The 12775-nt window shown below is 68.1% G+C and carries 12 protein-coding genes; 5 read left to right on the top strand and 7 right to left on the bottom strand.

Annotation, left to right across the window (positions count from 1 at the left end):
• Window positions 1-79 precede the first annotated feature (79 nt).
• Both VHS75_RS21610 and VHS75_RS21605 read right to left on the bottom strand, forming a co-directional pair.
• Window positions 80-556 (bottom strand): SRPBCC family protein, encoded by a 477-nt coding sequence (locus VHS75_RS21610; protein ID WP_329640694.1) that lies wholly within the window; start codon window positions 554-556, stop codon window positions 80-82.
• Entirely contained in the window at window positions 549-899 is a 351-nt protein-coding gene (locus VHS75_RS21605) for an ArsR/SmtB family transcription factor (protein WP_329640693.1), read from the bottom strand. Before VHS75_RS21605 ends, VHS75_RS21610 begins: the two co-directional genes overlap by 8 nt.
• A 242-nt stretch (window positions 900-1141) precedes the next feature.
• On the opposite strand from VHS75_RS21605, the gene VHS75_RS21600 reads away from it, so the two are divergent.
• Together VHS75_RS21600 and VHS75_RS21595 are read left to right on the top strand one after the other, a co-directional pair.
• Window positions 1142-3163, top strand: coding sequence for an elongation factor G (locus VHS75_RS21600; protein WP_329640692.1), 2022 nt, complete (start codon window positions 1142-1144; stop codon window positions 3161-3163).
• Between the two features lie 103 nt (window positions 3164-3266).
• The gene (locus VHS75_RS21595) at window positions 3267-4667 is read left to right on the top strand and encodes an MFS transporter (protein WP_329640691.1); all 1401 of its coding nucleotides are present in this window, start codon (window positions 3267-3269) and stop codon (window positions 4665-4667) included.
• On the opposite strand, the gene VHS75_RS21590 is transcribed toward VHS75_RS21595, so the two are convergent.
• The 3 genes from VHS75_RS21590 to VHS75_RS21580 are packed head-to-tail and all read right to left on the bottom strand — an operon-like array spanning window position 4664 to window position 8746.
• A complete protein-coding gene (locus VHS75_RS21590) occupies window positions 4664-6151 on the bottom strand; it encodes an efflux transporter outer membrane subunit (protein ID WP_329640690.1) in 1488 nt (495 codons plus the stop codon). The genes VHS75_RS21595 and VHS75_RS21590 overlap by 4 nt on opposite strands.
• The gene (locus tag VHS75_RS21585; protein WP_329640689.1) at window positions 6135-7661 is read right to left on the bottom strand and encodes an MDR family MFS transporter; all 1527 of its coding nucleotides are present in this window, start codon (window positions 7659-7661) and stop codon (window positions 6135-6137) included. Before VHS75_RS21585 ends, VHS75_RS21590 begins: the two co-directional genes overlap by 17 nt.
• A gap of 11 nt (window positions 7662-7672) precedes the next feature.
• Window positions 7673-8746, bottom strand: coding sequence for an HlyD family secretion protein (locus VHS75_RS21580; RefSeq protein WP_329640688.1), 1074 nt, complete (start codon window positions 8744-8746; stop codon window positions 7673-7675).
• A gap of 136 nt (window positions 8747-8882) precedes the next feature.
• Here VHS75_RS21580 and VHS75_RS21575 point away from each other — a divergent pair, with 136 nt between their 5' ends.
• Window positions 8883-9860, top strand: coding sequence for a LysR family transcriptional regulator (locus VHS75_RS21575; RefSeq protein WP_329640687.1), 978 nt, complete (start codon window positions 8883-8885; stop codon window positions 9858-9860).
• A 129-nt stretch (window positions 9861-9989) separates the two neighbouring features.
• Window positions 9990-10373, top strand: coding sequence for a VOC family protein (locus VHS75_RS21570; protein ID WP_349256809.1), 384 nt, complete (start codon window positions 9990-9992; stop codon window positions 10371-10373).
• Here the strand turns inward: VHS75_RS21570 and VHS75_RS21565 are convergent.
• Together VHS75_RS21565 and VHS75_RS21560 are read right to left on the bottom strand one after the other, a co-directional pair.
• The gene (locus VHS75_RS21565; protein WP_329640685.1) at window positions 10370-11011 is read right to left on the bottom strand and encodes a glutathione S-transferase family protein; all 642 of its coding nucleotides are present in this window, start codon (window positions 11009-11011) and stop codon (window positions 10370-10372) included. The genes VHS75_RS21570 and VHS75_RS21565 overlap by 4 nt on opposite strands.
• An 89-nt stretch (window positions 11012-11100) precedes the next feature.
• Complete coding sequence (locus VHS75_RS21560; protein WP_329640684.1) at window positions 11101-11724, bottom strand: DUF2306 domain-containing protein; 624 nt, start codon at window positions 11722-11724, stop codon at window positions 11101-11103.
• 170 nt (window positions 11725-11894) lie between these two features.
• On the opposite strand from VHS75_RS21560, the gene VHS75_RS21555 reads away from it, so the two are divergent.
• Entirely contained in the window at window positions 11895-12638 is a 744-nt protein-coding gene (locus VHS75_RS21555) for a LytTR family DNA-binding domain-containing protein (RefSeq protein ID WP_329640683.1), read from the top strand.
• Window positions 12639-12775 lie beyond the last annotated feature (137 nt).

The following is a 12775-nucleotide window of genomic DNA, read 5'->3' as shown; positions in this document are numbered from 1 at the left end:
AGCCGACCCCACGAAACCGGCAGGCTTCGCGATTTCCCTTTCGCGCCCGTCATGGCCGATCGGGTTGCAGGGCTCCTGATCACACGCTCGCGCCCAGGGTGGCGAGCAGTTCGTCCAACTGCTCGAACTGCTCGGACGTCCCCTCCGGCATCCCGGCGATGGCCTCGTCGAGCGCTGCCTTCGAGGGATATAGTTCGTGCAGGACCAATAGCGTCTTGCCGCCTTGCTCGTCGAAGGTCACCGTGGTCACAGGGGCGTCCTCGCTTTCGTCGTTGGTCCAGACGAGGCGCGAGGGCGGTGTCACTTCGATGTACTTGCCGAAGAACGCCCAGGACGTTGCGGCGTCGTTCCCGAACTCGAGCCGGTAGCCGCCGCCGACGCGGACATCCATCTCGCAGGACCGCAGGGGCACGCCCATCGATCGGGGCGCCCACCACAGCTTCATCAACTCGGGCTTGGTCCACGCCTCGAACACGATCCGCGCCGGGCCGTTGAAGGTGCGCGTGATGACGAGTTCTAGCTCGGACTTCCGTTCTGTCGTCGTGCGGTTATCCATCGATTTCCTCCTGGCGTTTCAAGTCCTCGACAACCGTGTCCAGCGCGTCGAAGCGCGCGGCCCAGACCTGGCGATAGCTCTCGATCCACGCCGCCTCGTCCTCGAGCCTGCGCAGGCCGAGCTTGCAGGTCCGCACACGCCCGACCTTCTCCGTCGTGACGAACCCCGCATGCTCTAAGACGCCAACGTGCTTCTTCATGCCCGTGAGGGTCATGTGGAACTTGTCGGCAAGCTGCGTGATCGAAGCGTCCGAACGTCCGAGCTGCTCCAGAACGCCGCGTCGGGTGGCGTCCGAGAGCGCAGCGAACGAAGCATCGAGGCGAGTTGTCGTATATTGAACCATATGGTTCAGTGTTTAGCGCGCGGATTGGCGACATGCAAGAGGCGGCCGAGCGCGCGCTGGAAACCGTTAGGATCGTTGGCGCACCTTTTCGTGATCTGACTCCGGTCAAAATCGGGGCGTAGGCTTCTTCCGTCAGGGCGGCGCGAGCCCCTGCAGACGGTCCGCGACCGCCCCAAAACCGCGCCATGGAGGCGGCCTCCAGACACCCGCGTCCCTGGCGCCTAAGGTGTTGGGAGACGACCATGCCAATCCATCCAGCGGGGTCCGTGCGCGCCTTGGCGCTCGTGGGCCCCACGAGCGCCGGCAAGACCACCCTCATGGAAGCCCTGTTGCAGGTGACCGGCGCCGTCGATCGGCGGGTCGGCGGCGAGATGGTGGGCGATAGCAGTCCCGAGGCCCGCGCCCGCGGCCATTCGGTGGAACTGAACCTCGCCGGCTTCGAATTCATGGGCGACCGCTATTCGGTCGTCGATTGTCCCGGATCGCTGGAGTTCTGCGCCGACCTCGACGCCGCCCTGCCGGCGGTGGACCTGGCGCTGGTGGTGGCCGAGCCCGATCCGGCCAAGGCCGCCCTGCTGCAGCCGACGCTGCGAGAGCTGGAGCGGCTGGGCGTGCCCCACGCCCTCTTCATCAACAAGATGGACCAGGCCAGAGGCTCGATCTCCGACCTGCTGGCCGCGCTCGCGCCCGTCAGTTCCACACCGCTGGTGGCCCGCCAGATCCCCACCTGGGACGGCGAGAAGGTCTCCGGCTTCATCGATCTCGCCCTGGAACGCGCCTTCGTCTACCGGCCCAACGAGCCCTCGACGCAGGTGGAGATTCCCGGCGATCTTCTCGACGCCGAGGCCGAGGCGCGGTTCCACATGCTGGAACAGATCGCCGACTTCGACGACGAACTCCTCGAACAGCTGCTCTCCGACGTGACCCCCAGCCGCGATGCGGTGTTCGCCGACCTGGTGCGGGAGATGAACGAGGGGCTGATCGTGCCGGTGTTCTTCGGCTCGGCGCAGAATGGCTTTGGCGTCAGGCGCCTGCTGAAGGCGCTGCGCCACGAGGCGCCCCTGCCCGAGCGCGCGGCCCGGCGCATCGGCATCGACGCCGGCGCCTATGTGCTGAAGGCGGCCTACGCCGGCCAGTCCGGCAAACTCGCCTACGCCCGGGTGTTCGGCAAAACCCTGCCCGACGGCGCCGATTTCGTCCTGCCCGACGGCGAACGCTGCCGCGCCGGCGGCCTGTTCGCGGTCCAGGGCGCGGCGATCCGGAAGATCACCTCCGCGCCGATCGGCGAGGTCTGCGCCATCGGCAAGGTGGAGGCCGCGCAGGCCGGCCAGATCCTGTCCACCACCGGACGTCCGCAGGTGGTCGCCGCGGCCGCCCATCCGCGCCGGCCGCTGTTCGCCGTCGCGCTCTCCGCCAAGAACCACAAGGACGACGTCCGCCTCTCCGGGGCGCTCGGCAAGCTGATCGAGGAGGACCCCGGTCTGCGCCTGACCCACGACGCGGAATCGCGCCAGGTGCTGCTGGCCGGCCAGGGCGAGGGCCATGTACGCCTGGCGCTGGAGCGGCTGAAACGCCGCTTCGGGGTGGAGATCGACACCGAGCAACCGAAGACGGCCTACCGCGAGACCATCCAGCGCGGAACGACCCAGCGCTCGCGGCACAAGAAGCAGTCTGGCGGCCACGGCCAGTTCGCCGACGTGACGGTGGAGATCCGGCCCCTGCCCCGCGGCTCGGGCTTCGTCTTCACCCAGCGCGTGGTCGGCGGCGCGGTGCCCAAGCAATGGATTCCCGCCGTCGAGCAAGGCGTGCGCGACGGGCTGGAGAAGGGCCAGCTCGGCTTCCCGGTCACGGACCTGGAGGTCACCCTCGTCGATGGCCAAACGCACAGCGTGGACTCGTCCGAAATGGCCTTCCGCATGGCGGGCCGCCTGGCGATGGAAGAGGGCCTGGCCGGCTGCGGCGCGATCCTGCTGGAGCCGATCGAGAAGCTGACGGTCTATTCGCCCTCGCCCAGCGCCTCGAACGTCACCTCGGCGCTCACCGCCCGGCGCGGCCAGATCCTCGGCCTAAGTCCGCGCGAGGACTGGCGCGGCTGGGAGCGGATCGAGGCCTACCTGCCCCAATCGGAGCGCCAGGGTCTGATCGCCGAGCTTCGCGGCCTCACCCAGGGCCTGGGCGCCTTCGAAGCCGACTTCGACCACATGGCCGAACTCTCCGGCCGATTGGCGGCGGAGGCCAGCCAGGGCGCCGGCGCACGGGCCTGATCCTAGCTTTCCTCCTCCGAAGTGTTCCCTTCGGGGGAGGAACTAGGCTAACCCACTCGGTAAGCACGGGTGCACACCGCGTGAGTCCCTGGGGAGCCTGTTCATGACCGTCGCCACGTCGCCTGCGAAGATCAACGTCGCCAAGGTGGCCTTCACCTCCCTCGCCGCCTCCAGCATCGAGTGGTACGACTTCTTCATCTACGGCACCGCCGCGGCGCTGGTGTTTCCCAAGCTGTTCTTCGCCGCCAGCCTGCCGCCGGCGGTGGCCCAGCTCGCCGCCTTTTCGACCTTTGCCGTCGGCTTCATCGCCCGGCCTGTGGGCGGGGTCGTCTTCGGCCATTTCGGCGACCTGGTCGGACGCAAGAAGGCGCTGGTCACGGCGCTGCTGATGATGGGTCTGGCCACCACGGCGGTGGGCCTCCTGCCCTCGTATGCGATGGCTGGCATCATGGCGCCGTTGCTGCTGATCGCGCTGCGCTTCGTGCAGGGTCTGGCGGTTGGCGGCCAGTGGGGCGGCGCCATGCTGCTGGCCTTCGAAAACGCCCCGCCCAAGCAGCGCGGATTCTACGGCAGCTTCGCTCAGATGGGCGTGCCGGCAGGCGTCGTGCTGGCCAACCTGATCTTCATCGTGATCGACAAGCAGGTCGCGCCGGAGAACTTCCTCATCTGGGGCTGGCGCATTCCGTTCCTGCTCTCCATCGTACTCGTGGGGCTGGGCCTCTATGTCCAACTCAAGCTGGAAGACACCGCCGAGTACCAGGCGCTGCAGGCGCTTGAGGCCAAACAGCATGAAGCCGCCGCCAAGGCTCTGGCCGCCGAAAAGGGGGTCAGCCTGGACAAGGCCAAGGCGCAACTGCGCGCCGCCAAGGGCTCGCCGATCCTCAAGGTGATCGCCAAGCACCCCAAGGAGATCCTGCTGGCCGCCGGCGCCTTCGTCGCCGCCAACGGCACCTTCTACCTGATGATCAACTATGCCCTGGCCTACGCCACCGACCCGCACCACGGGCCGCACGTGGCGCGTCCTGTGATCCTGTGGGCCGTCGTGCTGGGCGCCCTGATCTCGGCGCCCTTCCTGCCGCTGATGGCCGCCCTGTCCGACAGGGTCGGGCGGCGCTCGGTGTTCATGAGCGGCGCAGTGGCGATGGGCCTGTGGTCGCTGGTGTTCTTCAAGCTGATCGAGACCGGCGAATTCCCGTTGATGCTGCTGGCGATCGCCGTGGGTTCGATCTTCAACAACTGCATGTATGGCCCGCAGGCCGCCCTGATGGCCGAGTTGTTCGACACCGAGTTCCGCTATTCCGGCGCGTCCCTGGGCTATCAGATCGGCGCTATCTTCGGTGGCGGCTTTGCGCCGATCATCGCCACGGCGCTGTTCGCCAAGTACGCAACTTCGATGGCCGTCTCCGGCTACATGGTGGTGCTTTGCGCCGTGTCGCTGCTCTCGGTCTTCCTGCTGGCCGAGACCCACAGCAAGGCCCACCGCGACGCGATGGCCGTCAGCTAGCGCCCCGCGGCGGCGGTCGCGGTCGCGCCCCAGTCCGCGGCGGTGGCGGCGTAGAGCTGCACCAGGTCGCCATAGCGGCGGCCCTGCGCCTCCACCAGAGCGCGGCGCGCGCGGCTGAGCGTTCGCTGCGCCTGGACCACATCGACCATCGGCCCGCCGCCGAGGCGAAGGGCGTTCTGGGCGTCCTTGGCGGCGGACTCGGCGGCCTGGTCAGCCAATTCCAGCGAGATGATCGCCTGCTGATCGCTGCCGAGATTGGAGAGCACGTCGGAGACTTCGACGAACGCCTTCAGAACGGTCTGCTCATAGCGCGCCAGCGCGATGCGCGCATCGGCCTCGGCGGACTTGCGCTCGGCCTTCAAGGTCCCGCCGTGGAAGATCGGCGCCGTCACCCCGCCAAGGATGTCCCAGGCCGCGGCGTCGGCCTTGAACATGTCGCCGGGCTTGATCGCCTCCTGCGTCAGCATCGCCGACAGCTTGATGTCCGGGTACTGGTTGGCGATGGCCACGCCGACGGCGGCCGTGGCGGCGTGCAGATTGGCCTCGGCCTGAAGGATGTCCGGGCGGTTGCGCACCAGCTGCGAGGGCAGGCTCACCGGCGCTTCCGCCGGCGCGGTGATCGTCGCGAAGTCGAAGTCGGGCGCCGTCCACTCGGCGGGCGACTTGCCGGCCAGCAGCGCCATCTGGTGACGCGCGGCGTCCAGGTCGCGTTGCAGCGGCGGCAACAGGGCCTGGTCCTCGGCCAGTTGGGCGATCCCGCCGGAGAGCGCCGAGTGCGCCTGGCCGCCGGCCGCTTCCGCCGCGCGCACGATCTCGAGGACCCGGCGGTCGTCGGCGACGATCTCCTGGGTGGCTGCGATCTGGCCGCGCAGGCTGGCGATCTTCATCGCCTGCATGGCCATGTTGCCGCTGAGCGAGAGATAGGCTGCGTCCGCCTGGCGGGCGGCGGCTTCGGCCTCAGCCTGGGCCTTCTCGGTGGCGCGCTTCTTGCCCCCGAACAGGTCGAGGTCGTAACTGACCGAACCGCCCACCTGATAGAGATTGATCGTCGGACTCTTGATCGGCGGCAAGCCGGGGAAGCCGGAGAAGCCGAAGGCCGCCAGGTTGATCCGCTCGCGTTGGGCCGCCGCATTGGCGTCGATCTGAGGCAGCTGGGCGCCGTGCACAGCCGCGACCTGGGCCTGGGCCTTTTCCAGATTGGCGCGGGCCTCGGCGACCGTCGGGCTGTTGGCCAGGCCCTGGCGGATGGCGGCGTCGAGCTGCGGCGAACCGAAGGCCTGCCACCAGGGACCCGCGACGCGCGTGTCGGGCGTCAGCTTCACGCCAGTGGGCGCCGCATCGCCGGCCATGGCGTAGCCGCCGGCCGCCGGACCGCTCGGCCCGGCGGGAGCCTTGAAGTTGGGGCCCACGGTCGTGCAGGCGGCCAGCGCCAGCGCAGAGGCCGACGCGGCCAGCAGGATCAGGGGTTTAATCAACGACGGCATGCAGGGGCTCCCCGCCGACAGGCCGCGGTTTGCGCATAAGCAGCAGCATGGGCATGCAGGCGATGGTGATGATGAACATGAGGCGGAAGTCGTCGACATAGGCGACCATCGAGGCTTGGCGGGTGACTTCGCCGTTGAGGGCGGTGATCCCCGCCGCGGTGGCGGGATTGAAGGCCCCCGGCAGGGTCGCGCGGACCACGGCGTCGGAAGTCACGACTTTGCTCGCGAGGCTGTCGTGCATGGTCTGGGTGTTGGCGACCACCAAGGCGTTCATGATCGAGATGCCGACACTGGAGCCCAGGTTGCGGATCAGGGTGTAGACGCCAGACCCTTCCGGCCGCAGATGCGGCGGGACAGTGGCGAAGGCAAGCGTCGAGAGCGGCACGAACAGCAGGCCGATCCCCAGACCCTGGATGATCCCGGAGGTGACGAACGGCCAGACGGTCATCGACAGATCAAAGTTCATCATCTGCCACAGCGCCGCGCAGCTGATCAGCAAGCCTGTGAAGAGGATCAGCCGGGTGTCGACCTTCCCGATCAGCCGGCCCACCGCGAACATGGCGACAAAGGATCCGACGCCCCGCGGCATGCTCACCAGGCCGGAGGTCAACACCGGATAGCCCAGCAACGTCTGCATCATCGGTGGCAGCAGGGCCATCGTCGAGAACAGCAGGATGCCGACGAAGAAGCCGAAGATGCTGGCGGTGACGAAGTTGCGGTCCCGCATCAACGCCTTGTCGAAGAACGGATGATTGGTGGTCATGGTGTGGACGACGAACACCCACAGGGAGCCGACGGCCAGCAGCGTCTCCGTCCAGATCTCGGCCGAATGGAACCAGTCCTGACTGGGCCCGCGGTCCAGCACCAATTGGAAGGACGCGATGAAGATGGTGATCATCCCAAAGCCCAGGAAGTCGAACTTCTTGGCGCGGGCCAACCGATCGCCGGAGATGAAGAACAGCACGCCCAAGAAGGCCAGGATGCCGATCGGCAGGTTGATGTAGAAGCACCACCGCCAGGAGAAATCCTCGGTGAAATAGCCGCCCAGCGCCGGGCCCAGGATCGGGCCCAGGATTGCGCCCGCGCCCCAGATGGCCATGGCCTGGCCATGCTTCTCCGGCGGGTTGATGTCCAGCAGCACCGCCTGCGACAGCGGGATCAGGGCTGCGCCGAACACGCCCTGCAACAGGCGGAAGAGCACGATCTCCGGCAGGCTCGTAGCGATGCCACAGAGCATGGAAGCCACCGTGAAGCCGCCGATCGAGATCAGGAACATTCGCTTGCGGCCGATCCGGTCGGCGAGCCAGCCTGATAACGGCGTCATGATCGCCGCGGCCACGATGTAGGAGGTCAGCACCCAGGTGATCTGCTCGGGGCTCGCCGACACCGAGCCCTGGATGTGCGGCAGGGCCACGTTGGCGATCGTCGTGTCCAGCGAGTTCATCACCGTCGCCAGCATGATCGAAATAGTGATCGGCCAGCGATTCTTGTCGTCGTGTTGGGTGACCATGGCCGAGCGGCCTAGCGGGCGCCGGGCGCGCGGACGTCGACGGTCACCTTGGCCGAAAGGCCCGCGCGGCCCGCCATGTCCGGCGGCGTCTTGTCGAAGGCGATCCGGACCGGCAGGCGCTGGACCACCTTCACCCAGTTGCCGGTGGCGTTCTGGGCGGGCAGCGCCGAGAACGCCTGGCCGGTGCCGGGCGAGAAGCTGGCGACATGGCCCTTCAGGCCCTCGGGATAGGCGTCGATCTTGATGGTCACCGGCTGGCCGACCTTCATGTGGGCCAGCTGGTCTTCCTTGAAGTTGGCCTCGATCCAGGGCTCGCCGGACAGCAGCCAGAAGCCGGTCTGAGAGGCGTTCAGATAGGTGCCCACCGGCATCTGATCGACGCGCGTGACCACGCCGTCGGCGGGCGCCGCGACCGTGCCGTAGGCGACATTCAGCTTGGCGCGATCAAACTGCGCCTGGGCCTGCATGACCGCCGGCGCGGCGCCAGGCGCCAGGTTCGGGTTGCCGTTGAGGTTGGCGAGCACCTGGGCCGCCTGTTGCTGGGCTGCGGCCAGTTGCTGGCGGGCAGCGAGCACGGCGTGGTTGGCCTGGTCCACCTGGGCCTGGGAGTCCACGCCCACATTGGCGAGGTTCTTGGCCCGCACGGCTTCGGTCGTGGCGTAGGCGAGCTGGTCCTTGGCGGCCTGCACCATGGCCTGCTCCTGCTGGTAGCTGGCCCGCAGAGCGCCCACCTGCAGCGAGGCGTTGGCGACCTGGGCCGCGGCGGCCTCGGCATTGGCCTGCATGTCGCGCACGTCGAGGCGGAACAGCACCTGGCCGCGCTTCACCACATCGTTTTCGCGGACATAGATGTCGGTGACCCGGCCGGCGATCGACGGCGCCACCGGCGCCTTGGCGATCTGCACATAGGCGTCGTCGGTGGTCTGGGTCTTGCCGCCGGTGACGATGAAGTAGACCACGACCGCAATGATCAGCAGCGGGCCGCCAATGATCATCGGCCAGCGCCAGCGCTGCATGAAGCTGGGCTTGGCCTTGGGATCAACGTCGGCGTTGCCGCGCAGCGGGATGACTTCAGGTTCGCTCAACGCGAGCCCCTTTCACTCGGAAATGACGCAAAGGGGGCGCGGACGCTGGCCCTCCATGGCCGCGCCGCCGTCCCCGTAGCGCTCTGAGATAAAGCTGCGCGCCCGATGATCCAAATGATATGTTGTCACGCAACAAATGAGCCTTGTTCATAATATCCGGCCTTCGAGCCTCGACCTGAACCTGCTGCGCGTCTTCGACGTGCTGCTGGAGGAGCGCAGCGTGACGCGCACTGGCGCGCGGCTCGGGCTCACCCAGTCGGCGGTGAGCCACGCGCTGAACCGGCTGCGCTACATGCTCAACGACGAACTGTTCGTCCGGGGTCCCGCCGGCATGCAGCCCACGCCGCGGGCCGTGGAGATGGGCCCGCAAGTGCACGCCGCGCTGAACCAGCTGCAGGCCGCCCTCGCCCCCTCCGACTTCGACCCAGCCACCAGCGAGCGGCGCTTCGCGGTCGTCACCGGCGCCTACGCCAGCGCGATCCTGGCCCCGCCCATGGCCGCCAGGCTGGCCGAGGTTGCGCCACGCAGCGAACTGCTGATCGCCGAACTGGCCAACGACGTCCTGGAGCGCATGGATGCGCGGCGCCTGGACTTCATGATCGGCGGCGTCCTGGCCGCCCCCGAACGTTTCGCCCGCGAGACCATCCTGGCCGAGGAGCTGGTCTGGGTGGTGCGCGCCGCCCATCCCCTGTTCCAGGGAAAACGCATCGACCTTCAGACGCTGGTTTCTGTCCCGCACGTGGTGATGGCCCGCAGCATGCCCGGCCTGCTTGAAGACGGCGGCGAGCGCCGCGCCTTTGTCAGCCGCGCCAGCTGGGAGGACGCCGGCGCCTTCGAGGCCGCGCTGGCGTCGCGTGGCCTGACCCGCCAGGTTGGCGTCTCCGTGCCCGACACCTACACAGCCCTGGCCGTCGCCAGCCGCACCGATATGGCGACCCTGATCCCACGCCGCCTCGCCCTGCTGTCGGCCCAGGTCGGACGTGTGAAGCTGATCGATCCGCCCTATGAGAGCCCGGCTGTGGATGTGAGCCTCCTCTATCTGAGGGAGCGGCTGGCCGAGCCCGCCATCGCCTGGATGCGCGACCTGATCCGCAGCGTCGCCGCCGGCCTCTAGCCCTTCCCACTCAGGTTGAATCAACCTGAGTGGATAAGAAGGGCTCCAGATATAGACGACGACCCTGTTCTTTCCCGGCTGACTTGATTCAAGTCAGCCGGGACAGGGTCTAGGACACAACCCATGACGATGCGACAGACCCTCACCGCCCTGCTCGTCCGCGACTATGACGAGGCGATCGGATTCTACGTCGGCAAGGCCGGCTTCACCCTCGTCGAGGACGCCGACCAGGGCGGGGGCAAGCGCTGGGTGGTGGTGCGGCCGAGCGGCGGCGGCGCGGGACTGTTGCTGGCCAAGGCCGTAAGCGAAGCCCAGACCCAGCGGATCGGCGACCAGACCGGCGGCCGGGTCTTCCTGTTCCTGGAGACCGACGACTTCACCGCCGACCACGCTCGCATGACCGGGGCCGGCGTCCGCTTCCTTGAGGCGCCGCGACACGAGCCCTACGGCGTGGTCGCGGTCTTTGAGGACCTCTACGGCAATCGCTGGGACCTGATCGAGCCGAAGTCCTAGGCCGGCTGGGGCTGAGCCTGCGCCGCGGCGGCGATCAGGCCGTCATCGATTTCGCGGGCGCGGATCGCGGCGGGCCGTGACGAATGCTTTCCGACGTAACGCTCGAAGGATGGCAGCTTTGGCAGCAGGCCGAACTGCATCCCGAAGCCAAGGCCGGCGGCAGTGAAGACATCCGCCGCGCTGAACCGGCTGCCGGCCAGGTAGTCGCTATCCTTCAGCGCCCCGTCGAGCGCATTGATCACGTCTTCCAGGCAGCCGAAGCCGGCGCGGCGGCGCTGGTCGCCTTCCGGCTCGAAGCCGAAGCTCTTGTAGGTCCAGGCCTGCTCCAGCGGGCCCGCCGCGAAGAACAGCCAGCGGTAGTAGTCGCCGCGCTCGGCCAGCGGCGGCGCCAGGGCCGCCTCGGGGAAGGCGTCGGCGAGGTAGGCGCAAATCGCCGCGCCCTCGGTCACCACCGAGTCGCCGTGCTTGATCGCCGGCACCTTGCCCATCGGGTTGATCGCCAGGTAAGCGTCCGCCTTCATCGAGTCCGCATAGCCGAGAATCTCGGTGCGGTACGGCGCGCCCACCTCTTCCAGCATCCAGCGCACGATGCGTCCGCGCGACTGCGGGTTGGTGTAGAAGATCAGGTCCTTGGTCATCGCGGTCCTCCACTGCGGTTTGGCGGGTTTCGGACGCTAACATGCGGCCCGCATGCTGACAGCATCGTGTCAGCATGCTCGCACCGGCCTTAGGACGTGGCGACAGCCGGGCGGCGACGGCGCGGCAGGCCGCGGATGTAGAGCTCGGCCAGCAGCAGATTGGGAACCCACGCCAGCCAGGAGATAGCCCGGTACGCCGTCATGAACTCGATCCCCATGGCCTGAGACGCCGGAATATAGACCCTCAGCAGCACCGCCCCGAAGGTCAGGGCGAAGGAGCGGATCATCCATTGGCGGTGCTCGGCGTAACGGCCGGCCAGCGCCAGCCGGAAAGCGTTGGCGTTGACGCCGATCCAGACGATCGCCAGCAGGCCGAAGCCGGCGCGGGCGATCGGGCCGGCCGAGGTTCCGCTGGCCAGCAGCAGTCCGGCAGCGCCGCCCACCAGGCAGGAGAAGACGTAGACCCGGCCCAGCACCCGGTGGACGCGCGGCCAGCGGGCGCGCAGGCGCGGGATGAACTGCCAGGGCCCGGTGATCAGCGCCGTCGCCGCCAGGCCCGCGTGAACCACCAGCCAGGGCTTGGCCATCAGGTTCGCGGCAAGGTTCGACGGGACCGGGATCGAGGGGATGAAGTAGCGATAGGACACCAGCGCGATCAAGACGCTGGACACCGCGCCGACCCACCACAAGCTCTTGGAAACGTAAGGATTCACGGGAACCTCCGGTTGCTCCCGGTCGGAGTGGCACGGCCCGTTGAGGCATGGGAGAGGCGATCCCGCAGGCGGCGCCCTTTCTGCGTGAAACGCGACGCTTCGCAATCCTGGCCGCCGCGAACGGCGCCATTTCTGCGCGGACGGGAACGGCGCGTGGCAAGATCGTGCTCGTGACCCGACCGATTCCCGCGTTCGCCGACCGCAAGAGCCTGGCCCGCAATGCGATCTTCCTGATCGCCGTGGGCCTGTTCCTGGCCGCGCTCGGGCCGTTCGGCAGCATGAACTCGCCGCCGCTCATCCGCTTCATCTATTGGCCCGGCGTGATCGTCGGCGGCGGCGTGATCGGCATCGCGGTAGACGAGGTCGGGGGCAAGCGGTTCGCCAACCCCTGGCTGCGCTGGACCTTCTCGTCGGTGGTGATGACACCGGGCGTCTGCGTCCTGGTCTGGTTCGCCTCGCGCTGGGCGTTCGGGCCGTCACAGGCGCGGCTGTTTCTGGATCTGGTCTGGCAGGTGTTCGTGATCAGCGCCGCTGTTATGGGCGTACTTCAGCTGACCGAGAGGCCGCCCGCCCGGGCCGAACCGGTCGAGGCCCGCAGCGACGAGGCTTTCCGCCAGCGGCTGTCGGCCCGCCGCCGCGAGGCGCGGCTGATCGCGGTCGAGGCTGAAGACCACTACCTGCGCATCCACACCGACGCCGGCGACGAACTCATCACCCTGCGCTTCGCCGACGCGCTCGACGAACTGGTCGGCGTCGCCGGCTTCCAGACCCATCGGTCCTGGTGGGCCGCAGCGGGGGCCATAGAAGGCGTGCGGTGGCGGCGCGGCCGCGGCGAGCTGCGCCTGGCCGGCGGCCTCACAGCCCCCGTCAGCCGCACCTACGCCGCCAAGCTGAAAGCCGCCGGCTGGTTCTAGTACTACTGAGTCACAAAAGGTGGGGGATTCGCGAAGCAGTCCGGCTTGCTATGCTGGTGATTCATCCAGCAGCGGAGCTCAGCGGGCATGGATCCCTGGACCGAGGACAGTGAAGCGGCATTCGCGGCCTATGTCGA

Origin of the sequence: Phenylobacterium sp. (assembly GCF_036264965.1) — a bacterium.
In the GTDB taxonomy this organism is placed as follows: Bacteria; Pseudomonadota; Alphaproteobacteria; order Caulobacterales; family Caulobacteraceae; genus Phenylobacterium.
This window is presented reverse-complemented; position numbering and strand designations above follow the sequence as displayed.

Coding starts and splice junctions, on each gene's coding strand:
- VHS75_RS21610 (WP_329640694.1), bottom strand. CDS start 556: ATGGATAACCGCACGACGACAGAACGGAAGTCCGAGCTAGAACTCGTC.
- VHS75_RS21605 (WP_329640693.1), bottom strand. CDS start 899: ATGGTTCAATATACGACAACTCGCCTCGATGCTTCGTTCGCTGCGCTC.
- VHS75_RS21600 (WP_329640692.1), top strand. CDS start 1,142: ATGCCAATCCATCCAGCGGGGTCCGTGCGCGCCTTGGCGCTCGTGGGC.
- VHS75_RS21595 (WP_329640691.1), top strand. CDS start 3,267: ATGACCGTCGCCACGTCGCCTGCGAAGATCAACGTCGCCAAGGTGGCC.
- VHS75_RS21590 (WP_329640690.1), bottom strand. CDS start 6,151: ATGCCGTCGTTGATTAAACCCCTGATCCTGCTGGCCGCGTCGGCCTCT.
- VHS75_RS21585 (WP_329640689.1), bottom strand. CDS start 7,661: ATGGTCACCCAACACGACGACAAGAATCGCTGGCCGATCACTATTTCG.
- VHS75_RS21575 (WP_329640687.1), top strand. CDS start 8,883: ATGAGCCTTGTTCATAATATCCGGCCTTCGAGCCTCGACCTGAACCTG.
- VHS75_RS21570 (WP_349256809.1), top strand. CDS start 9,990: ATGCGACAGACCCTCACCGCCCTGCTCGTCCGCGACTATGACGAGGCG.
- VHS75_RS21565 (WP_329640685.1), bottom strand. CDS start 11,011: ATGACCAAGGACCTGATCTTCTACACCAACCCGCAGTCGCGCGGACGC.